This window comes from Promicromonospora thailandica, from assembly GCF_024171955.1.
Taxonomy (GTDB): domain Bacteria; phylum Actinomycetota; class Actinomycetes; order Actinomycetales; family Cellulomonadaceae; genus Promicromonospora; species Promicromonospora thailandica.
This window is the reverse complement of the sequence record NZ_JAMTCS010000003.1, coordinates 261,422-280,889: the sequence shown is the minus strand read 5'-3', so window position 1 is coordinate 280,889 and position 19,468 is coordinate 261,422. Positions and strand designations below refer to the sequence as shown.

The following is a 19,468-nucleotide window of genomic DNA, read 5'->3' as shown; positions in this document are numbered from 1 at the left end:
CGCCGACTGCAGACGTGCTGCCCACCGCCGCGCCCCGTACCGCGACAAACTCTGCAGTCGACGGCCGGAGCGGCACGAAGTCTGCAGTCAGCAGCCCGGGCTCGGCCGGAGCGGCACGAAGTCTGCAGTCAGCGGCGCGGGTGGTGCCCCGCCCGCGGGCCGTCGGCGGCGCCCGCCCGGCAGGCACCCGGCAGGCACCCAGCGGGCCCCGGCCGGCCCCCGGCAGGCATGGAAAGAGGCCGCGCACCCGAAGGTACGCGGCCTCTCTCACGAGCTACCTCACAGCGGGACGACTGCCTCCGCCTGCGGCCCCTTGGGGCCCTGCGTGATCTCGAACTCGACCCGCTGGGCCTCCTCGAGCGACCGGTAACCGCTGGACTGGATCGCGGAGTAGTGCACGAAGACGTCGGCGCCGCCGCCGTCCTGGGCGATGAACCCGTACCCCTTCTCCGCGTTGAACCACTTCACAGAACCCTGCGCCATGCTGTCCTTCGACCTTCCGTCCGGGATCCGACGGCGGGCCCGATGCCCGCCCCCGCGCCGCAATGCTTTCCCGACTTGCTCACGACACGGCGGACGTGGCCTTGGTACGTCACTGCAACGTGGGCCAGTGTGGCATGGACCACTCAAATGTGCCACGGAACACGCACATTTCTGCCGCAGCTGGGACACACCGGGACACGGAAGGCCGCTCCCGGCGGGGTCTCAGTCGCCGTTCTGCTGAGCGAGGAACCGCTCGAACTCGGCGCCCAGCTCGTCGGCGCTCGGGATCGGCGTGGTCTCGGCGAGCAGGCTCGGGCGGCCGATCGACCGCGCGAAGGCGTCGTACTGCTCCTCCAGCGCCTTCACGACGGCTGCGACCTCCGCCGACTCCGCCACCTGCTTCTCCACCTCGATCTTGGCGTCCGTCGCGGCCTCCTCCAGCGCGCCGATCGCCAGGTCCAGACCTGTGGCCCGCTCCGTGTGCTGCAGCGCGACCACCGTGGCCGGCGGGTACTGCGACTGCGCCAGGTAGTGCGGCACGTGCACCGTGAAGCCCAGCGCGTCGTGGCCTACCTCGCCCAGCCGGTACTCGAACAGCGCCGCCAGCGAGCCCGGCACCTTCACGCTGCCGAACCAGGAGGTGTAGTCGTCCACCAGCGCGGGCCGGGTGGCGTGCGCGGTCAGCGACAGCGGCCGCGTGTGCGGCAGGCCCATCGGGATGCCCTGGAGGCCCACGACGAGGCTGACGTTGAACCGCTCGACGAGCTGGATCAGCGCGGCCACGACGCGCTCCCACTGCAGGTCCGGCTCGGCGCCGTGCAGCAGCAGGAAGCCGGTGCCCTCGGCGTCCGTCAGGTGGTCGACCGCGAGGTAGGGCGCCTGGTAGTCGGCCCAGCGGTCGGAGTCGAACAGCATGGTCGCCCGCTTGGAGCGGTAGTCGAGGAGCTGGTCGACGTCGAACGTCACCAGCCGCTCGACGCGGAACTGGTCGATGAGGTGCTCGACGGCGATGTCGCCCGCGCTCCCGGCGTCCACGAAACCGCGGACGGCGTGCAGGAGGACGGGCCCGTCGGTGCTGCCGGGCACGCTGCGACCCAACGCGCGCCCGACCGCTGCCTCGTCGACGTCGTAGATGCCCTGGGGGTCAAGCACGTGCGCTCCCTCGCTCGTCGGAGTGGTTCGGCGGCACCCGGAACGACAGGGTGTCCATCGTGTCCAACGTCTCGGCGGCCCGGTGTCTTCCCGTTACGCCCTCGGCGTCGTCGGGAACTTCGTCGCCGGGAAGGCTGCCGCCGCGAACCCTACCGACCCGGCAGCCGCACCACGGACACGAAGAACTCGTCGATCTGGCGCACCGCCGCGATGAACTGCTCGAAGTCCACCGGCTTGGTCACGTATGCGTTGGCGTGCAGCGAGTAGGAGCCCACCACGTCCTCCTGCGCGTCCGACGTCGTCAGCACGACCACCGGGATGTGCCGCAGCATCGGGTCGCCCTTGGCGACCGCCAGCACCTCCATGCCGTCCATCTTCGGCAGGTTGAGGTCGAGCAGCACGAGGTCGGGCGTCGGGGCCTGCGCGTACGGACCCTGCTTGCGGAGGAACTCCAGCGCGCTCACGCCGTCGCCCACCACGGAGACGTGGTTCGGGACGCGGTGGTCCTCGAACGCCTCGCGGGTCATCAGGACGTCGCCCGGGTCGTCCTCCACCAGGAGGATCTCCATCACCTTGTTGCCGCTCACGCACGTACCTCTTCAGTCTCGGCAGCGCCGGGCACCGGCCCGCGTCGGCGCTGGTCGGGCCGTCTCAGCCCAGCGTAGTCGACTGCGCGCGCTCGGTTGAGAGGCGCCCCGCGCCGGGCTGGCCCTGGCGGCGGGCCAGGGTGAACCGCACGATCGTGCCGCCGCCGGCCGCGGGCTCGATCCAGATGCGGCCCTTGTGGTACTCCACGATCCGCTTCACGAGCGACAGGCCGATGCCGCTGCCCGCGTACTGCTCGCGCGAGTGCAGGCGCTGGAAGATGACGAACACCCGCTCGGCGTACTGCGCGTCGATGCCGATGCCATTGTCCACCACCGAGATCTCCCAGTGCGCGCGCATGCTGCGCACCTCGATCCGGACGACGGGTGGCCGCTCGGGGTCGCGGAACTTGAGCGAGTTGCCCACCAGGTTGACGAAGAGCTGCTGCAGCAGGGCGCGCTCGCCGTGCACCTCGGGCATCGGGTCGTGCTCGATCTCGGCGCCGGTCTCCGTGATCCGGTCGGACAGCTCGGACAGCGCGGCGGTGAGCACGCCCTCCAGGTCCACGTCCTCGCGGGCCACGCCGGTGCGTCCCACGCGCGAGAAGCTCAGCAGGTCCTGGATGAGGCCCTGCATGCGTTTCGCGCCGTCGACCGCGAACTCGATGTACTGGTCGGCGCGCGAGTCGAGCGCCCCGCCGTAGCGCTTCTGCAGCAGCTGCGTGAAGCTCGCGACCTTGCGCAGGGGCTCCTGCAGGTCGTGCGACGCCACGTACGCGAACTGCTCCAGGTCGCGGTTGGACCGCTCGAGCTCGCGCGTCTTCTCGCTGAGCAGCGTGTGCGCGTTCTCGACCTCCTGGTGCGAGAGCCGGATCTCCTCCACCTGGTGCACGAGGTCGCGGCGCATGGTCTCGACGTGCATCGCGAGCAGGGCCACCTCGCCCGTGCCCGCGGGTCGGATCTCCCGCCGGATGCCGCCGCTGCTCACCACCCGCACGGCGGCGGTCAGCTCGGTCAGCGGCCGGATCACCCAGCCCTCCAGGGCCAGCCACATCATCGTGCCCATGAGCACCACGACGAGCACGAGGGTCGCCACGGCGCCGAGCAGCAGGTTCTCCCACACGGCCCGCGTGGCGACGATCTCGTCGCGCTGCGCGCCCAGCTCGGCGAGGTAGCCGACGACGGCGGTGCGCGCGCTCTCGTACAGCGCCTCCCCCTGCGCGGCGGGCGGCGCGGTGTCCGCCAGGGCCGCGTTGCAGGCGGCCTGCCCGGCCGGCGCCGCCTGCACGGCCCGCAGCACGGGCTCGGCGTACTGCTCGAACCAGGCGGTGGTGCGGCGGGCGGCCTCCTCGTGGGCCAGGATCACCTCGGCGTCGCCGGCCAGCTCGCGGCGCTCGACGTCGGACAGGAGCGTGATGCGGCCGCTCGACCCGACCGCCCGCGTCCACGGCTCCAGCGCGGCGTCGTCGCACGTGGCGCGGTAGGCGCGCAGCGAGGCGTCGGCGTCGCTGAGCGCGAGGGCGGCCCGCTCGCCGTCGACCAGGGCCCGGTAGTACGGGCCGTCGGCGCGCGCGTCGAGGCCGCGGGACTGGATCAGGGCGAGCACGGCGACCGCGAGCGCGATCACGAGCATGGCGGCCACCGCGCCGAGGAGCCGCGCGAGCCGGCGGCGCATGGACACACCGGTGAACCGGTGCTCGTCGGGCACCAGGGTCATGTCCGCGACCACTCCGACCACTCCACCGCGTCGGCGAGCGTCGACGTGCGCTCGGCGGGCCCGGTCGCCCCCGCGCCCGCCCAGCCGACGAAGAGCAGCGCGGCGTCGTCGACCAGGGGGCCGCCGTGCAGCTCGCGCACGCGGCGCAGCACGCGGGTGACCACCTCGTCCGTGCCCTGGTCCATCTCCCGCTCCACGACGCTGCGCAGCCCGTGCGCGCCGAGCCGCGGCATGCGGCCGTGGGCGCTGGGCGCGAGCACCGGCGTGCCCTTCGGGTCGGCGCCGACCGCCGCCTCGACCAGCCCGTCCGTGTAGAGCACGGCCGTCCACACCTCCGGCAGGTCGACGGTGTGCGCCTCCCAGCCGCCGTCGACAGGGATGCCCAGGGCGCGCCCGCGCCGCGCGGCGGACAGCTCCTCGCACCGGTGCGTGACGAGCACGGCGGCCTGCTGGTCCACCTGGGGCACGACGAGCAGGGGCGGCGGGTGGCCCGCGAGGTAGACGTCCATGCGCCGGCGGTCGGGCGAGATCACCATCTGGCAGATGGTCACGAACACCTCGGGCCGCCCGCGCTCCGCGAGCAGCACCCGTTCCAGGAGCGGCAGCACGTCGGGGGCGGGCGTGTCCGCGAGCACGAGCGTGCGCCACGCGGTGCGCATCGCGGCGCCGAGCGCGGCCTCGTCCGGGCCGTGGCCCGCGACGTCGCCGATGACCGTGACGAGCGTGCCGTCGGGCCGCTCCACGGTGTCGAAGAAGTCGCCGCCGAGCAGGCCGTTGCCGCCCGGCAGGTAGCCGACCATGACCGAGACCCGGTCGTCGGTGACCAGCTCCTTGGGCAGCAGGGCGCGTTCGAGGCGCGTGGTCTCGGCGGCGCGCACCTCGCTGCGGAACAGCGCTATCTGCTGGGCGGCCGACCTGCGGCGCAGGGTGGCGTAGCGCAGGCAGCGGGCCAGCGCGTCGCCGTCGACGTCCGCCTTGACCAGGTAGTCGTCGGCCCCGTTGGCGACGGCGGCGGCGCCCAGGTCGTGCGCGGTGTTCCCGGTGAGCACGACGACGGCGGGCTGCTCCGGGAGCACCTCGATGCCCTCGATGACCCGGCGCAGGGCGCCCAGCCCCTCGCCGTCCGGCAGGCCGAGGTCGAGCAGCAGGCAGTCGACGGCGACCATGGACAGGATGCCGAGGGCCTCGTCGATCGAGCGCGCGCGGTGCAGGTCGGCCCGCAGGTCCGCCTCGACGTCCGCGTCGGCCAGCAGCTCCCCCACGAGGAACGCGTCCGCGTCGTCGTCCTCGACCAGGAGCACCGAGATGGGACCGTCGATCCGGGAGGCACGCGAGGGGCCGCCGGGCCCGCCTCTGGGCCCCGCCGACCTCGCCCCGCCCAGTGCCATGGCGGCGATCCTATCCAGCGAGATGACGCCGTGTCAGCGGGGGCCGCCCACGTGTGCGTGACACGTGCGCGATAATGGTTGGCCGGTTGATCGCGACCGACGTTTTTTCGCTGGTAGCCACGGAGGTAGGGCGTGACGGGAATCGCGGGCGAGCTCGCCCACGAGCAGGAAGTCGTCGACACGATGTACGCCCGGCTGGACACCCTGCGGGGCACGACCGCCGACCGCCTGCGCAGCGTCCGCCTCGCGGGCGCGGTGGGCACCCACCAGAACCGCAGCGAGCGCGACGCGTTCGCCACGCTGTACGAGGACCGCGCGGCGCAGCTGGACGCCGTCGAGGACCGTCTGGTCTTCGGCCGGCTCGACCTCGCGGAGGGGTCCGGCGACGGCACCGTGACCCGGTACGTGGGCCGCATCGGCCTGACCGACGCCGAGCACCGCTCCATGCTGACGGACTGGCGCGCCCCCGCCGCCGAGGCGTTCTACCGGGCGACGGCGCTGCACCCCGGCGACGTGCGGCGCCGCCGGCACCTGGTGACCAAGGGCCGGTCGGTGACGGGCCTGGAGGACGAGGTGCTCGACCTCGAGGGCGAGATCGACACCGAGGCGCTGTCCGGCGAGGGCGCCCTGCTGGCCGCCATGGCGCAGGGGCGCACCGGCCGCATGACGGACATCGTCGCGACCATCCAGGCGGAGCAGGACCGCATCATCCGCTCGGAGCTCACGGGGGCGCTCGTGGTGCAGGGCGGCCCGGGCACCGGCAAGACGGCGGTGGCGCTGCACCGCGCCGCCTACCTCCTGTACGCGCACCGGCGGCTGCTGGAGCGGTCCGGCGTGCTGGTCGTGGGCCCGTCCAGCGCGTTCCTGCGGTACATCGACCAGGTGCTGCCGTCGCTCGGCGAGACGGGCGTGGTCTCCACGACCGTCGGCGACCTGATCCCCGGCATCCGCGCGACCGCCGTCGACGAGGGGCAGGTGGCCCGGCTCAAGGGGCTGCTGCTGTGGCGCAAGGTGATCCGCCGGGCCGTGCGGGCACGCGAGCGCGTGCCCCAGCACGACGTCCCGGTGCGCGTGGAGGGGCACGACTTCGTGATCCGGCCCCGCGACGTGAGCGACGCGATCGCCAAGGCACGGCGCACGCACAAGCCGCACAACCTGGCGCGCACCACGTTCGTGCGCGACATGCTGGAGCGCCTCGCGGACCAGTACCGCGACTTCACGGGCGACCCGCTGTCGGGCGAGGACCGGGCGACGGTGCTGGAGGACCTGCGCTCCGACCGCGCCGTGCGCGTGGCGCTGAACATCGCCTGGCTGCCGATCACGCCGGAGAAGCTGGTCGCCGACCTGTACGCGAAGCCGCACCGCCTGGCCGAGGCGGCCCCGGAGCTGACCGCGCGCGAGCGGCGCCTGCTGCAGCGCGAGCCGGGTGCGCCGTGGACCGAGTCGGACGTGCCGATCCTGGACGAGGCGTACGAGCTGCTCGGCGAGGACGACTCGGTGACGCAGGCCGAGGCGCGCGCCGCGGCGGCCGCCGAGGAGCAGGCCCGGCGGTACGCGCAGCAGTCCCTGGACGCCACGCGGTCGATGATGGGCGACTACGCGGGCCTGGTGGACGCCGAGACGCTCGCCGCGCGCTTCGCCGCGGGCGGCCCGTCGCTCACCACGGCCGAGCGGGCCGCCGCCGACCGGAGCTGGACGTACGGCCACGTCGTGGTCGACGAGGCGCAGGAGCTGTCTCCCATGGCCTGGCGCGCGCTCGTGCGCCGGGTGCCGACCCGGTCGATGACGGTGGTCGGCGACGTGGCGCAGACCTCGTCCGCGGCCGGGGCGCGCAGCTGGGACCGCATGCTCACGCCGCTGCTGCGCGACGGCTGGCGGCTGGCGGAGCTCACCGTGTCCTACCGCACGCCCGCGACGGTCGCCGACACCGCGCAGCGCGTGGCCCGCGCGGCGCGGCTGCCGGTCTCCGACCTGCGCGCGGCGCGGGACGTCGAGGGCTCGCTCGTCACGGTGCGCGCGGGTGCTGGTGCGGCTGCGGGCACCGAGCACCTGCCCGACGCCGAGACGGTGGTCACCGAGGCGCTCCGGCTCACCAAGGAGTTCGTGGGGCCCGACGCCGGCCGGGTGGCCGTCGTCGTGCCGGCCGCCGGGGTGCGCCGAACGGCCGAGGCGCTGACGGCGGCGCTGCCCGCCGCCGTCGGCGAGCAGGAGGCGGCCCGGCTGGCCGCGCAGCGGCCCGAGGACGCCCAGGTGACCGTGCTCTCGCCGCGCGAGACCAAGGGCCTCGAGTTCGACGCGGTGGTGCTCGTCGAGCCCGCCGCGATCGCGGAGGGCCCGGGCGGCACGAGCGACCTGTACGTGGCCATGACGCGCCCGACCCAGCGGCTCGTCGTCGTGCACGCGCGGGACCTGCCCGAGGGGTTCTGAGGACGGGGCCGCTCGGGCGTTTGTCCCGGCCTTCGTCCCAGCAGGCGGGACGAGGCCCGGGTCCGCTTGGTGCATCCGGGCCCCCTGGCGCACCATGGGTGCGTGCAGCGAGCCCTCCTCCTCGAGAACGTCCACCCCACCTCCGTCCCGATCCTGGAAGCGTCCGGGTACGAGGTCGACTACCGCAAGGGAGCCCTGGACGAGGACGAGCTGATCTCCGCGCTCGACGGCGTCCAGCTCCTGGGCATCCGGTCCAAGACCGAGGTGACCGCGCGCGTGCTGTCCGAGGCCTCCGACCTCGTGGCGGTGGGCGCCTTCAGCATCGGCACCAACCAGATCAACCTCACGGCCGCCGCGGGCCGCGGCATCGCGGTGTTCAACGCGCCGTTCTCCAACACCCGGTCGGTGGTGGAGCTGGCGATCGCCGAGATCATCTCGCTGACGCGCCGCATGACGGAGCGCGACCGGGCGCTGCACGCGGGCGTCTGGGACAAGTCCGCCGAGGGCTCGCACGAGGTGCGCGGCCGCACGCTGGGCATCGTCGGCTACGGCAACATCGGCTCGCAGCTCTCGGTGCTCGCCGAGAACCTCGGCATGTCGGTGATCTTCTACGACACCGCGGAGAAGCTGGCGCTGGGCAACGCGCGCCGCGCCGAGACGCTCGACGAGCTCCTGGAGACCGCCGACGTCGTGACGCTGCACGTGGACGGCCGGTCCGGCAACGCGGGCCTGTTCGGCGCCAAGCAGTTCGCGCGCATGAAGCAGGACGCGATCTTCCTCAACCTGTGCCGCGGTTTCGTGGTCGACGTCGACTCGCTGGCCGAGCACATCACCTCGGGCCACCTCTCCGGTGCGGCCGTCGACGTCTTCCCGCAGGAGCCCAAGAAGCGCGGCGACTCGTTCGAGTCGGTGCTGCGCGGCCTGCCCAACGTGATCCTCACGCCGCACGTGGGCGGTTCCACGGAGGAGGCGCAGGAGGCGATCGGCCAGTTCGTCGCGAAGAAGCTGAGCGACTACGTGACGACCGGCTCGACGATGCTGAGCGTCAACCTGCCGAACCTGCAGCTCGAGCACACGGGCGTGGGCCGGATCAAGCTGCTGCACCGCAACGTGCCGGGCGTGCTGGCCACGGTGAACCAGATCTTCGCCGACCACGGCGCCAACATCGAGGGTCAGATGCTCGCCACGCGCGGCGACATCGGCTACGTGGTCACGGACATCTCGGACGTCACCGAGCGCGGTGCGTCCAAGAAGCTCCAGGCGCTGGACACGACGATCCGCCTGCGCATCCGCGACGCCTTCGAGCGCCCCGAGTTCCCCCCGGGCCCGGCGGCCCGCTGACCCACCTGACGTGTCAGACGCTCAGGCCACCCGGGTGGCCTGAGCGTCTGACACGTCAGCTCAGGGTGGAGGCCGGGATCTCGTAGCCGGCGAAGGCCTTCGCGACCTGGGTCTCGTCCAGGCCGTAGCGCTCCAGGGTGTAGCGGTGGGGCGTGTGGCCCGTGCGGTCGGTGGCGGCGGCGAGGGTCGCGGCGTCGACGGGGGTCCAGTCCAGGTCCAGCCGGTCGAACACGCCCCGCAGCACCGTCTCGGGCTCGGCCACCAGGTCGTCGTAGACGACGTCGACCACGGCGTCGGCGGGGAGCTGCTCGCGCAGCGTCATGGCCCGCTCCACGCCGCCCGCGGAGATCTCCAGCCACTCCTGCCCGATGCGGTCGAGGTCGATCCGGCCCGGCTTGGTGTACATCACCTGCGTCGCCTCGGCCATTGAGCAGCCGGAGGCCACGGCGGCCGACGGGGCGCGGTGCGTCCACACGAACCGGGCGTCCGGGAACGCGCGGAGGATCTCGGGCAGGCGCCACAGGTCCATGGGGTGCTTGAGCACCCACCGGTCCGGCGCCTCGCCCGCCGCGATGACCTGCAGCGCGTCGCGCAGGAACCGGTAGTCCTCGGTCAGGTCGGCGCCCTTGACCCACTCGAGGTAGCGCGGCGCCGGACCCCACGTCGCGAACATCTCGGTGTGCGCGCGCAGCATGAAGTCCTCTTCCTCGCTCTCGGCGACCAGCGGGTGCAGGTGCGCCCACGCCGGGCTGACCTTGCCGACGGTGGCGAACCGCTTGCGGGTCTTCTCGATCACCTTCGCCCGCTCGGCCGCCGGCAGCGGCAGGCCCAGGTTGGTCATCTCCCACAGCTTGGGTCCGCGGTTCCCGGGGTGCCGGGCGATGAGGTGGTAGGTCAGCGTGGTACCGGTCCGCGGCAGGCCGACGACGAACACGGGCGCCGTCACCGGCTCCTCGCGGACGCCGGGGCGCGTGGCCTGGGCGTCGCGCACCACGGCCCGGTTCCGGAGCCGGTCGCGGATCTGGTCCTGGGTGCTCATCCAGCCGAGGCCGCTGAGGTCCGGGTTGGCGGCGTGGTCGGCGAGCAGCAGGCGCAGACCGTCGACCGCGGCGAGGTCGGCGTCGGTGAGCGGGACCCGCCCGCGCTGCACCTCGGCGAGGATGCCGTCGAAGACGGCGTCGGGGTCCGTGCGGGTGCGCATACCGGGCGTGAGCAGCAGGTTCAGCAGTCTGAGCAGGGGTGTGGCCTGGGGCATGGCGCACATCCTGCCGATCCTGCGCCCGGACCGCCAGGCCCCCGGCGGGCGAACCGGACAGGTCGTGCCGGATCGTGACCTGACGGCGTCGTGCCGTGCCGCGGGCGGGCCGCGCCCGTCGGTTAGCATCCCGACGAGGCCTCGTCCGCCGGGCGCACCGCCGGACGGGGCGACCGCCGAGAGGAGAACCGTGACCGCACCATCGCCGGCCCCGCGGCCGGTGCGTCTGAGCGACGTCACCGACCGCACCCCGCTCGTGGCGACGACGACGTCGCCCGACGCGAACACGGTGTACGAGCAGCTGCGCGAGCGCTGGGGCGCCGTGGCCCCGATCGACCTGGAGCCGGGTGTGCCGGGCTGGCTCGTGCTCGGCCACTCGGCCGCCGTGGGCCTGCTGCGCGACGACCACACCTTCATCAAGGACCCCTCGATCTGGAACGGGCACGGCAAGGGCCTGCTGGGCCCGCAGTCGGGCCTGCACCTGGTGCTCGCGACGGCACCCAAGCCCACCCTGGCCGACGCCGACGGCGCGAAGCACGCCCGGATGCGCCCGCCCGTGGACGACGCGCTGGAGCAGGTCGACGAGGCCCGCGCGGGCGCGATCACCCGCCGCCTGTGCGGCATGCTGATCGACCGGTTCGAGGACCGCGGGCACGCCGACCTGGTGGCGGAGTACGCCGCCGTCGTCCCGTTCCTCGTGCTGTCCGAGCTGGACGGCCTGGAGCCCGGTCAGGCGCAGCGCCTGCAGGAGATCACCCGGGCGATCTTCGAGGCCGGGGCGGACGCCCGCGCCCTGACGGGCGAGCTGCGCGCGCTCGTGACCGGGCACATCGAGCACAGCCGGGCGCACGGCACCCGCGACATCGCCGGCGTGCTGGCCGTGCACGAGAACTTCGAGAACGACCTGGAGCGCGCCCAGACTCTGACGGCCATCACGGCGGCGGCCACCGAGTCGCTCATGGCCTGGGTGGCGCAGACGCTGGTGCTGATCCTGAGCGACCCGCGGTTCTCGCACCGGGTCTCGGGCGGGCGCCTGCACATCGACGACGCGCTCGACGAGGTGCTCTGGCGCTCCACCACCAACCCCAACCTCATGCCCCGGTTCGCCGTGCGGGACGTGGTGGTCGACGACAAGCTCGTCGCGCGCGGCGACCCGGTGGTCGTGGCCGTGCACGCCGCCAACCACGACCCGCTCGTGCAGTCCGCCGACCCGTGGGAGACCGTGGGCAACCGCGCCTACCTGTCGTTCGGCGCGGGCGCGCACCGCTGCCCCGCGCCCCGGCTGGGCCGGGTCGTGGCCCGGATCGCCGTCGCCGAGCTGCTCAAGCGGCTCCAGCTCACCCTGACCGGCGACCCGAACCGGGTCGAGTGGGCCACCAGCCCCTGGATGCGGTTCCCGGCGCGGCTGCCCGTGACGTTCCCGTCGCCGCGCCAGCAGCCGCCGTACGGCACCTGGGGCGACTCGGGCGAGGACGGCGACCGGTCCCCCTGGGCCGCCGACTCGTGACCGCGCCGCCGCCCCGGCCTCTGCCCGCCCCGTACGACCGGTGGTTCGCGGACAGCCCGATCGACGGCACCTACGGGTACGACCGCGACGCCCTGCTCGCCGTGGAGCCCGCCGCGGAGCCGGACGGCTTCGCCGACCTGTGGCGGTCCTGGTACGCGCGGTCCCGGGAGGTGCGGTCCGACGTCGTGGCCGAGCGGGCCGACGCCGAGGGCGCCGCGACCGTCCGCCGGGCCACGCACGACGTCTTCGTGATCACCCACACCGGCGACGGCGGCCTGCGTCTGCGCGCCTGGGTCGCGCTGCCCGTGGACGGACCGCCCCGGGTGGGCGTGGTGCACAGCCACGGGTACGGCGGGCGGGACGCGCCGAGCTTCGAGCGCGTCCCGCGCGACGCCGCCGTCGGCTTCCCCGTCGCCCGGGGGCTGGGAGCGCTCAACCGGGGCGTCGGGGCGCCGGACACCAGCTCGGCGCACGTGCTGCACGGGATCGAGGCGGTGGACACCTACGCGGTGGGCCGCTCCGCCGTCGACCTGTGGCACGCGGCGACCGCCCTGCTGGACATGCTCGCCGAGCGCGACCCGGCCCTCGCGGACCTGCCGCTGTACTACGTCGGCACGAGCTTCGGCGGCGGCATCGGCGCGCTGGCCCTGCCGTGGGACGACCGGTTCGTCGGCGCCACGCTGGAGGTGCCCACGTTCGGGCAGCACGACCTGCGTCTGCAGATGCCGTGCCTCGGCAGCGGCGAGGCCGTGCGGCACCACGTGGCCGACCACCCCGAGGCGCGCGAGGTGCTGGCGTTCCACGACGCGTCGGTCGCGGCCACGCACCTGCGGATCCCTGTGCGGGTCGAGTGCGCCGCCTGGGACACCTCCGTGCCGCCGCCGGGCCAGTTCGGCGTCGCGAACGGCGTCGCGCGGGCCCCCGGGGCGGCCCTCGACCTGACGGTGCTGACCGCGGGCCACGCCGCCTACCCGGGCCAGGCCCGCGAGCAGGCCGCGGCCTACGCGGCCACCCGCGCCCACATCACAAACCTCGCGCCGAACCCCTCCGGGACCCGCCGAACGTAGGAGTCGTCGGGCGACGAGCCCCTCATGGTGCGATCTCTCCTCCGTTCCGCGGCGGATCGGCACGTCAGCGGCCCGTGAAGACGGCGGGTTCGCGGGACAGGAAGGAGCGCACCGCCGCCGCGTGGTCCGTGGTCGACCCGCAGGCGAGCTGGGCGCGGGCCTCGGCGTCCAGCGCGTCGTCCAGACCCCGGCCCGGCGCCTGCGCGATCAGGCGCTTGCTCTGCGCGAACGCCGTCGTGGGCCCCGCGGCGAGCGCCCGGGCCAGCTCGACGGCCCGGGGCAGCACCTGCTCGGTCTCGACGATCTCGCCGGAGATGCCCCACGCGACCGCCTCCTGCGCGCTGAACGTGCGGCCGAACAGCATCAGCTCCTTGGCGCGGGCGTCGCCGACGGCGCGGGGCAGCGTGACCGACAGCCCGGTGTCGAACGTGAGCCCGATGCCGGTGAACGCCGTGGCCAGCTTCGTGCCGGTGCCGAACACGCGGTGGTCGCACGCGAGCGCGAGGCCCAGACCCGCGCCCACGCACGTGCCCGCCACGGCGGCGACCACGGGCTTGGGCATGGTCATCAGGTCGCGCACGACCGGCGAGTAGTGCTCGCGGACCGTGGCGAACGCCGCCTCGGGGCCCTGCGCCAGCGTCTCGGCGTGCTCGCCCAGGTCCTGGCCCAGGCAGAACGCCCGGGCCGTGCCGGCGAGCACCACGGCGCGCACCCCGTCGTCGGCGGCCGCGTCCGCGACGGCGTCGCGCAGCGCCACCTTGGCCGCGACGGTCAGCGCGTTGCGGTGCGCGGGGTCGTCGAGAGTGATCGTCGTGACCGCGTCCTCGCGGTCGACGACGACGGGTGCGTCGCTCATCGTGCCTCCTTCTCGGTGCTCGCGGGACTGCCGGGTCACCACGTGTAGAAACCCTGTCCGGTCTTGCGGCCCAGCTCCCCCGCCGCCACCTTGTCGCGGAGCACCCGGGGCGGTGCGAAGCGCGGGCCGAGCTCGCGCTCGAGGTGCTCGGCGATGTGCAGCCGCACGTCCAGCCCCACCACGTCGGTGGTGCGCAGCGGCCCCGTCGGGTGCCGGTAGCCCAGGGTCATCGCGGTGTCGATGTCCTCGGCGGACGCCACGCCCTCCTCCAGCATGCGCATCGCCTCCAGCGCGAGCGCCACGCCGAGGCGGCTGCTGGCGAAGCCCGGCGAGTCCCGGACGGTGATCGCCGTGCGGCCCAGGCCCGCGACCCAGCGGCGGGCGTCGTCGACCAGGGCGGACGCCGTCCGCGGGCCCACCACGACCTCGACCAGCGCGCTGACCGGGACGGGGTTGAAGAAGTGCAGTCCCACCAGGCGCGCCGGGTCCGGCAGGGCGTCGGCCAGGGTGTCGATCGACAGCGAGCTGGTGTTGCTGCCGATCACGGCAGCGGGCGCCACGGCGGCCGTGCGGCGCAGCACGTCGTGCTTGAGCTCGACCAGCTCGGGCACCGCCTCGACCACCAGGGGGCACCCGGCCAGGGCGGCGTCGTCGGTCACCACCTCGACGGTGCCGGCGACGGTCGCCCCCGTGCCGGCCGCGCGCGCGAGGCTCGCCGCGACGCGCTCGCGCGCGGCACGCGCCGCGGCGTCGCCGCTCTCGACGACGGTGACGGCGGCGCCCGCGACCGCGAAGGCGTGCGCGATGCCCGCTCCCATGCGGCCACCGCCGTAGACGCCGACCCGCTCGGGGACGGCGGCGGGGTCGGGCGTCATGCGCGCTCCTCACTGCTGCCGGGCTCACTGCGGCGCGGCCTGCGGCGTTCGAGGAACGCGGTCATCCGGTCGCTCTTCTCCTGGGTCTCGAACAGCACGGCCTGCGCCACGTCGTCGACCAGCGGGTGCGCGCCGGGCGGCGCGTCCACGACCGACTTGGTGAGCCGCACGGCCAGCGGCGCCTGGGCGGTGATCCGGTCGGCGAGGCGGTGCCCGGCGGGCTCCAGGTCGTCGGCGTCGACCACCTCGTTGAGCAGCCGGACGGCCAGGCACTCCTGCGCGTCGAGCACGCGGCCCGCGAGCAGCACCTCCTTGGCGAGGGGCTCGCCCACCAGCTCCTTGAGGCGCCACGCGGCGCCCGCGGCGGCGATGATGCCCAGGCCCGGCTCGGGGTTGCCGATCCGTGTCGCGGGGGTACCGATCCGGAAGTCGCACGCGTAGGCGAGCTCCGCCCCGCCGCCGAGGGCGTACCCGTCGACGAGCGCGATCACGGGCATCGGCAGCCGCCGCAGCCGGTCGAGCACCCCGGAGTTGATGCCGGCCAGGGCGTCCTCGCGGCGCCGCTCGCGCAGCTGGGCGATGTCGGCACCCGCGGCGAAGGTGCCGCCCGCACCGGTCACGAGCGCCACCCGGGGTTCAGCCTCCAGGGCGGCGCACGCGGCGTGCAGGGCGTCGACCATGGCGCGGTCGATCGCGTTGCGCACCTCGGGCCGGTTCAGCCGCAGCACCACACGGTCCTCGTGCTCCTCGACCAGCAGCGGCGCGCTCATGCGTCGTAGTCCACCACGACGTGGTCGGTCACGGGGTAGGACTGGCAGGTCAGCACGAACCCCGCGGCGACCTCCTGCGGCTCGAGCGCGTAGTTGCGCACCATGTCGACCTCCCCCTCGCACACCTTCGCACGGCACGTGCCGCACACCCCGCCCTTGCACGCGAAGGGCAGGTCGGCGCGCACCCGCTGGGCCGCGTCCAGCAGGCGCTCGTCGCGGGGCACCGCGCTCGTCGTCGACCGGCCGTCGAGCACGACCGTCACCTGGCTCGTCGCGCCCTCCACCGCCCGGTCGGCGTGCCGCAGCCCGGGCGGCGGCTCGTCGACCCAGAACAGCTCGACGTGCACCCGCTCCGCCGGCACGCCGAGCTCCGCCAGCACGGTCCGGGCCTCCGACAGCATGCCGAGGGGTCCGCAGAGCCACACGTGGTCCATGTCGCGCACCGGCACGACGAGGGTGAGCAGGTCGCGCAGCCGGTCGCCGTCCAGGCGGCCCGAGAACAGGTCGACGTCGCGCGGCTCCCGGGACAGCACGTGCACCAGGTCGAGCCGGTCGTGGTGCGCGTCCTTGAGGTCCGCGAGCTCCTCGGCGAACATCACGGAGCCGGTGGTCCGGTTGCCGTAGAGCAGCGTGACGCGGGCGTCGGGGTTGCCGAGCAGCGTGGACGCGATCGAGAGCACCGGCGTGATGCCCGACCCGGCCGCGATGCACAGGTGCCGCCCGCCCACGGCCGGGTCGGCGCGGAAGCTGCCGCTCGGCGCCTGCACCTCCACGCGGTCACCGGGCCGTACCTCGTGCACCAGCCAGGACGAGAAGAGGCCGTCGGGCACCTCGCGGACGCCGATCCGCGGCGGGCTGCCCACGGGCGCGCAGATCGAGTACGTGCGACGGTGCTCCACGCCGTCGACCACTCGCCGCAGCGTGAGCGACTGGCCGGCCGCGAAGTCGAACGCGGCGCGCAGGTCCGCCGGCAGGTCGAACGTCACGGCGGCCGCGTCCTCGGTGAGCGGCTCCACGTCGCGCACGGTGAGCGTGTGGAACGCGGTGCGAGTGCTCACGTCAGATCTCCTTCACGTGGTCGAACGGTTCCCGGCACGCGCGACACCGGTACAGCGCCTTGCAGGCCGTCGAGCCGAACTCGGAGGTCACCTCGGTGTCGCCCGACCCGCACCGCGGGCACCGCACCGCGCGCCGCGGCGGTCCGAGCCGCAGCGGCACCGGGCCGGACCGCCGGGGCGCGGCGCCGGGCGGCGAGATCCCGGCCTCGGCGAGCGCCGCACGCCCCGCCGGTGTGATCCAGTCGGTGGTCCAGGCGGGTTCGAGCGCCACCCGCACGCGGGCGTCGGGCAGGCCCGCGGCGCGCAGCTCCCGCAGCAGGTCGTCGCGCATCGCGCCCATGGCGGGGCAGCCCGAGTAGGTGGGCGTGATCGCGACGACGACGGCGCCGTCGTCGGCCACCTCGACGTCCCGCAGCACGCCGAGGTCGAGCAGCGTGAGCACGGGCAGCTCGGGGTCGACGACGGCGGCCGCGGCGGCCCGGGCGCGGTCGAGCAGGGACTGCCGTCCCGGTGCGTGCCGGGGTCCGGCTCCCGCGGCGCTCACCACTGCCCCAGCGGGTGAGCGCGGGCCACGGACTGCATCTCGGCGAGCAGCAGGCTCAGGGCCTCGGTGTGCCGGCCGTCGCGGCCCGCGCGGCCCAGGACCCCGGCGCGCGGCGGCACGTCGGGCCGCTCGACGCCGCTGGTCTCCAGCACGCGGTCGAGCACCGCGTCGACGGTGTCCGCGACGTCCGCAGGGTCCACGCCGACCCCGGCCCCGGCGACCGCGCGCTCGACGTCGTGCGTCGCGAACAGCTCCGCGCGGTAGGGCCACAGCGCCTCCAGCCCGGCGACCAGCCGGCGCCGGGACTCCTCGGTGCCGCGGGCCAGCACGAGGAACCAGCGGCCGGCGAAGTCACGGTGGTAGGTGAGCTCCTTGACGCCCTTGGCGGCCACGGCCGCCAGCACGGCGTCCCGGCTGCGGGCGAGCTCCTCGAACAACGCGAGGCGCCACGTGGCGAAGAGCAGCACGCGGGCGACGGTCTGTGCGAAGTCGCCGTTCGGCAGCTCCGCCAGTCGCACGTTGCGCAGCGCCGTGCCGTCGCGGAAGAACGCGAGCCGGTCCTCGTCGGGCACCGGTGAGCCCGCCGGCAGCGCGGGCACCTGCGTGGGGTCCGCGGCGGCGGCCCGGGCCAGCAGCAGCCGGGCCTGGCCGAGCAGGTCGAGCGCGATGTTCGCGAACGCGATGTCCTCCTCCAGGTCGGGCGCGTTGCTCGTCCACTCGGCGAGGCGCTGGGACAGCACCAGGGCGTCGTCGCCGAGCATCAGGCAGTAGGTCGCCAGGTCAGCGGGGTCCACGCCGTCGGGCACGGTGGTGTCCACGCCGGCCAGCGGGTCCTCGAACCCGGTCCCGAAGGCCCAGCGGGGGTCGTCGGTGAGCAGCCCCGCGTAGGCGTTGTCGTGCTCGTCGGGCTCGCGGGTCCGGGTGGTACGGGTGGTGCGGGCGCGTTCGTCGGGCATGGGTGCTCCCTACATGTGCGGCACGTCGGCCGGGATGTCGTAGAAGGTCGGGTGCCGGTAGACCTTGTCGCCGCTGGGGGCGAACAGCGGGTCCTTCTCGTCGGGGCTGGACGCCGTGATCGCGGAGGACCGCACCACCCAGATGCTCACGCCCTCGTTGCGCCGGGTGTAGACGTCGCGGGCGTGCCGCACCGCCATCTCGTCGTCGGGCGCGTGCAGCGACCCGACGTGCACGTGGTTGAGACCCCGCTTGCCCCGCACGAACACCTCGTAGAGCGGCCACTCGCCGCTGACGGGGCCGTCGTGCCGGGTCACGTCCTGGGTCACGTCCTGGGTCATGCCGCGTCCTCTCCGTGGTCCGCTCCGTGGTCCGCTCCGTGGTCCGCCTCGTGCCCGGCGCTCTCGCGCGCGGCGTACGCGAGCGCCGCCTCACGCACCCAGGCGCCCTCGCTCCAGGCCCGGGTGCGGTGCGCCACGCGCTGGGCGTTGCAGGGGCCGTCGCCCGCGACGACCGCCCAGAGCTCGTCCCAGTCGGGCTGCCCGAAGTCGTACGACCCGCGCTCCTCGTTCCAGGCCAGGTCGGGGTCGGGCAGGGTGACCCCGAGCGCGTCGGCCTGGGGCACGGTCATGTCCACGAAGCGCTGGCGCAGCTCGTCGTTGGTGTGGGTCTTCACGCCCCAGGCCATGGACCGCGCGGTGTTGGGCGAGGCGTCGTCGGGCGGGCCGAACATCATGAGCGACGGCCACCAGAACCGGTCCACGGACTCCTGGACCATGGCCCGCTGCTCGGCGGTGCCGCGCATCATCGTCAGCAGCAGCTCGTACCCCTGCCGCTGGTGGAACGACTCCTCCTTGCAGATGCGGATCATGGCCCGCCCGTAGGGCCCGAACGACGTGCGACACAGGGGCACCTGGTTGCAGATGGCGGCGCCGTCGACGAGCCACCCGATGGTGCCGACGTCGGCGTAGGACAGCGTGGGGTAGTTGAAGATCGAGGAGTACTTCTGCCGGCCGCTGATGAGCAGCTCGGTGAGCTCGTCCCGGGAGACGCCGAGCGTCTCGGCGGCCGAGTAGAGGTAGAGGCCGTGACCCGCCTCGTCCTGGACCTTGGCGAGCAGGATCGCCTTGCGGCGCAGTGACGGCGCGCGGCCGATCCAGGCGCCCTCGGGCTGCATGCCGATGATCTCGGAGTGGGCGTGCTGCGCCACCTGGCGCACCAGGGTGCGGCGGTAGGCCTCGGGCATCCAGTCGCGCGGCTCGATCCGGTCCTTGCGGGCGATCGTGGCCTCGAACCGCTCCTCGAGCAGGCTCTCCGGGACGGGGTTCGCGGCTACCGACATGGGTACCTCCAGGGCGACGTCGCCGTTGCGCCGGCCTGCGTGCCGACTATTTACTGACCGAGCGTTCTGTATTAGCGTGACACACGTGCGACGGGTTGCACAACGGCTTCCGGCACACCGGCGTGACGGGACTGGCGAAGGGACGCAG

At 74.2% G+C, this 19,468-nt stretch carries 18 protein-coding genes; 4 read left to right on the top strand and 14 right to left on the bottom strand.

Annotation, left to right across the window (positions count from 1 at the left end):
• Positions 1 to 279: 279 nt before the first annotated feature.
• From APR03_RS06600 to APR03_RS06580, 5 genes are all read right to left on the bottom strand, one after another.
• Positions 280 to 483 (bottom strand): cold-shock protein, encoded by a 204-nt coding sequence (locus tag APR03_RS06600; protein WP_253833846.1) that lies wholly within the window; start codon positions 481 to 483, stop codon positions 280 to 282.
• A 222-nt stretch (positions 484 to 705) separates the two neighbouring features.
• Complete coding sequence (locus APR03_RS06595; RefSeq protein ID WP_253833845.1) at positions 706 to 1,635, bottom strand: proteasome assembly chaperone family protein; 930 nt, start codon at positions 1,633 to 1,635, stop codon at positions 706 to 708.
• A 149-nt stretch (positions 1,636 to 1,784) separates the two neighbouring features.
• A complete protein-coding gene (locus APR03_RS06590; protein ID WP_253834087.1) occupies positions 1,785 to 2,204 on the bottom strand; it encodes a response regulator in 420 nt (139 codons plus the stop codon).
• Positions 2,205 to 2,286: 82 nt separating this feature from the next.
• Positions 2,287 to 3,936, bottom strand: a complete 1,650-nt coding sequence (locus tag APR03_RS06585) for a sensor histidine kinase (RefSeq protein ID WP_253833844.1) — start codon at positions 3,934 to 3,936, stop codon at positions 2,287 to 2,289.
• Positions 3,933 to 5,324, bottom strand: coding sequence for a PP2C family protein-serine/threonine phosphatase (locus APR03_RS06580; RefSeq protein ID WP_253833843.1), 1,392 nt, complete (start codon positions 5,322 to 5,324; stop codon positions 3,933 to 3,935). Before APR03_RS06580 ends, APR03_RS06585 begins: the two co-directional genes overlap by 4 nt.
• Positions 5,325 to 5,456: 132 nt before the next feature.
• Between APR03_RS06580 and APR03_RS06575 the strand changes: the two genes are divergently transcribed.
• Both APR03_RS06575 and serA read left to right on the top strand, forming a co-directional pair.
• Complete coding sequence (locus APR03_RS06575; RefSeq protein ID WP_253833842.1) at positions 5,457 to 7,751, top strand: HelD family protein; 2,295 nt, start codon at positions 5,457 to 5,459, stop codon at positions 7,749 to 7,751.
• Positions 7,752 to 7,853: 102 nt separating this feature from the next.
• Positions 7,854 to 9,092, top strand: coding sequence for a phosphoglycerate dehydrogenase (gene serA / locus APR03_RS06570; protein ID WP_253833841.1), 1,239 nt, complete (start codon positions 7,854 to 7,856; stop codon positions 9,090 to 9,092).
• A 55-nt stretch (positions 9,093 to 9,147) separates the two neighbouring features.
• Here the strand turns inward: serA and APR03_RS06565 are convergent, their stop codons facing one another.
• Entirely contained in the window at positions 9,148 to 10,347 is a 1,200-nt protein-coding gene (locus tag APR03_RS06565) for a sulfotransferase family protein (RefSeq protein WP_253833840.1), read from the bottom strand.
• A gap of 190 nt (positions 10,348 to 10,537) precedes the next feature.
• Between APR03_RS06565 and APR03_RS06560 the strand changes: the two genes are divergently transcribed.
• Both APR03_RS06560 and APR03_RS06555 read left to right on the top strand, forming a co-directional pair.
• Positions 10,538 to 11,854: a cytochrome P450 gene (locus APR03_RS06560; protein ID WP_253833839.1), complete on the top strand. Its 1,317-nt coding sequence runs from the start codon at positions 10,538 to 10,540 to the stop codon at positions 11,852 to 11,854.
• Positions 11,851 to 12,921: an acetylxylan esterase gene (locus tag APR03_RS06555; RefSeq protein WP_253833837.1), complete on the top strand. Its 1,071-nt coding sequence runs from the start codon at positions 11,851 to 11,853 to the stop codon at positions 12,919 to 12,921. The genes APR03_RS06560 and APR03_RS06555 overlap by 4 nt, the downstream gene beginning before the upstream one ends.
• Positions 12,922 to 12,985: 64 nt before the next feature.
• Here the strand turns inward: APR03_RS06555 and APR03_RS06550 are convergent, their stop codons facing one another.
• Genes APR03_RS06550 through paaA form a run of 8 tightly spaced genes read right to left on the bottom strand, consistent with a single transcriptional unit; the run spans position 12,986 to position 19,320 of the window.
• Positions 12,986 to 13,777: an enoyl-CoA hydratase/isomerase family protein gene (locus tag APR03_RS06550; RefSeq protein WP_253833835.1), complete on the bottom strand. Its 792-nt coding sequence runs from the start codon at positions 13,775 to 13,777 to the stop codon at positions 12,986 to 12,988.
• Between the two features lie 35 nt (positions 13,778 to 13,812).
• The gene (locus APR03_RS06545; protein ID WP_253833833.1) at positions 13,813 to 14,652 is read right to left on the bottom strand and encodes a 3-hydroxyacyl-CoA dehydrogenase family protein; all 840 of its coding nucleotides are present in this window, start codon (positions 14,650 to 14,652) and stop codon (positions 13,813 to 13,815) included.
• Positions 14,649 to 15,422 carry an enoyl-CoA hydratase/isomerase family protein gene (locus APR03_RS06540; RefSeq protein WP_253833831.1) on the bottom strand — a complete coding sequence of 258 codons (774 nt, stop codon included), beginning with the start codon at positions 15,420 to 15,422 and terminating at the stop codon, positions 14,649 to 14,651. The genes APR03_RS06545 and APR03_RS06540 overlap by 4 nt, the downstream gene beginning before the upstream one ends.
• Positions 15,419 to 16,480 carry a 1,2-phenylacetyl-CoA epoxidase subunit PaaE gene (gene paaE, locus APR03_RS06535; protein ID WP_253833830.1) on the bottom strand — a complete coding sequence of 354 codons (1,062 nt, stop codon included), beginning with the start codon at positions 16,478 to 16,480 and terminating at the stop codon, positions 15,419 to 15,421. The genes APR03_RS06540 and paaE overlap by 4 nt, the downstream gene beginning before the upstream one ends.
• A 1-nt stretch (position 16,481) precedes the next feature.
• Entirely contained in the window at positions 16,482 to 17,027 is a 546-nt protein-coding gene (gene paaD / locus APR03_RS06530; RefSeq protein ID WP_372494779.1) for a 1,2-phenylacetyl-CoA epoxidase subunit PaaD, read from the bottom strand.
• The gene (gene paaC / locus APR03_RS06525) at positions 17,021 to 17,980 is read right to left on the bottom strand and encodes a 1,2-phenylacetyl-CoA epoxidase subunit PaaC (protein WP_253833829.1); all 960 of its coding nucleotides are present in this window, start codon (positions 17,978 to 17,980) and stop codon (positions 17,021 to 17,023) included. Before paaC ends, paaD begins: the two co-directional genes overlap by 7 nt.
• Positions 17,981 to 17,989: 9 nt before the next feature.
• Complete coding sequence (gene paaB, locus APR03_RS06520) at positions 17,990 to 18,319, bottom strand: 1,2-phenylacetyl-CoA epoxidase subunit PaaB (RefSeq protein WP_253833828.1); 330 nt, start codon at positions 18,317 to 18,319, stop codon at positions 17,990 to 17,992.
• A complete protein-coding gene (gene paaA / locus APR03_RS06515; protein ID WP_253833827.1) occupies positions 18,316 to 19,320 on the bottom strand; it encodes a 1,2-phenylacetyl-CoA epoxidase subunit PaaA in 1,005 nt (334 codons plus the stop codon). Before paaA ends, paaB begins: the two co-directional genes overlap by 4 nt.
• Between the last annotated feature and the right edge of the window lie 148 nt (positions 19,321 to 19,468).

Bases quoted from the DNA above. Each gene is read 5' to 3' on its own strand.
- APR03_RS06600 (WP_253833846.1), bottom strand. From the start codon at position 483: ATGGCGCAGGGTTCTGTGAAGTGGTTCAACGCGGAGAAGGGGTACGGG.
- APR03_RS06590 (WP_253834087.1), bottom strand. From the start codon at position 2,204: ATGGAGATCCTCCTGGTGGAGGACGACCCGGGCGACGTCCTGATGACC.
- APR03_RS06585 (WP_253833844.1), bottom strand. From the start codon at position 3,936: ATGACCCTGGTGCCCGACGAGCACCGGTTCACCGGTGTGTCCATGCGC.
- APR03_RS06580 (WP_253833843.1), bottom strand. From the start codon at position 5,324: ATGGCACTGGGCGGGGCGAGGTCGGCGGGGCCCAGAGGCGGGCCCGGC.
- APR03_RS06565 (WP_253833840.1), bottom strand. From the start codon at position 10,347: ATGCCCCAGGCCACACCCCTGCTCAGACTGCTGAACCTGCTGCTCACG.
- APR03_RS06550 (WP_253833835.1), bottom strand. From the start codon at position 13,777: ATGAGCGACGCACCCGTCGTCGTCGACCGCGAGGACGCGGTCACGACG.
- APR03_RS06545 (WP_253833833.1), bottom strand. From the start codon at position 14,652: ATGACGCCCGACCCCGCCGCCGTCCCCGAGCGGGTCGGCGTCTACGGC.
- APR03_RS06540 (WP_253833831.1), bottom strand. From the start codon at position 15,422: ATGAGCGCGCCGCTGCTGGTCGAGGAGCACGAGGACCGTGTGGTGCTG.
- paaC (WP_253833829.1), bottom strand. From the start codon at position 17,980: ATGCCCGACGAACGCGCCCGCACCACCCGTACCACCCGGACCCGCGAG.
- paaB (WP_253833828.1), bottom strand. From the start codon at position 18,319: ATGACCCAGGACGTGACCCAGGACGTGACCCGGCACGACGGCCCCGTC.
- paaA (WP_253833827.1), bottom strand. From the start codon at position 19,320: ATGTCGGTAGCCGCGAACCCCGTCCCGGAGAGCCTGCTCGAGGAGCGG.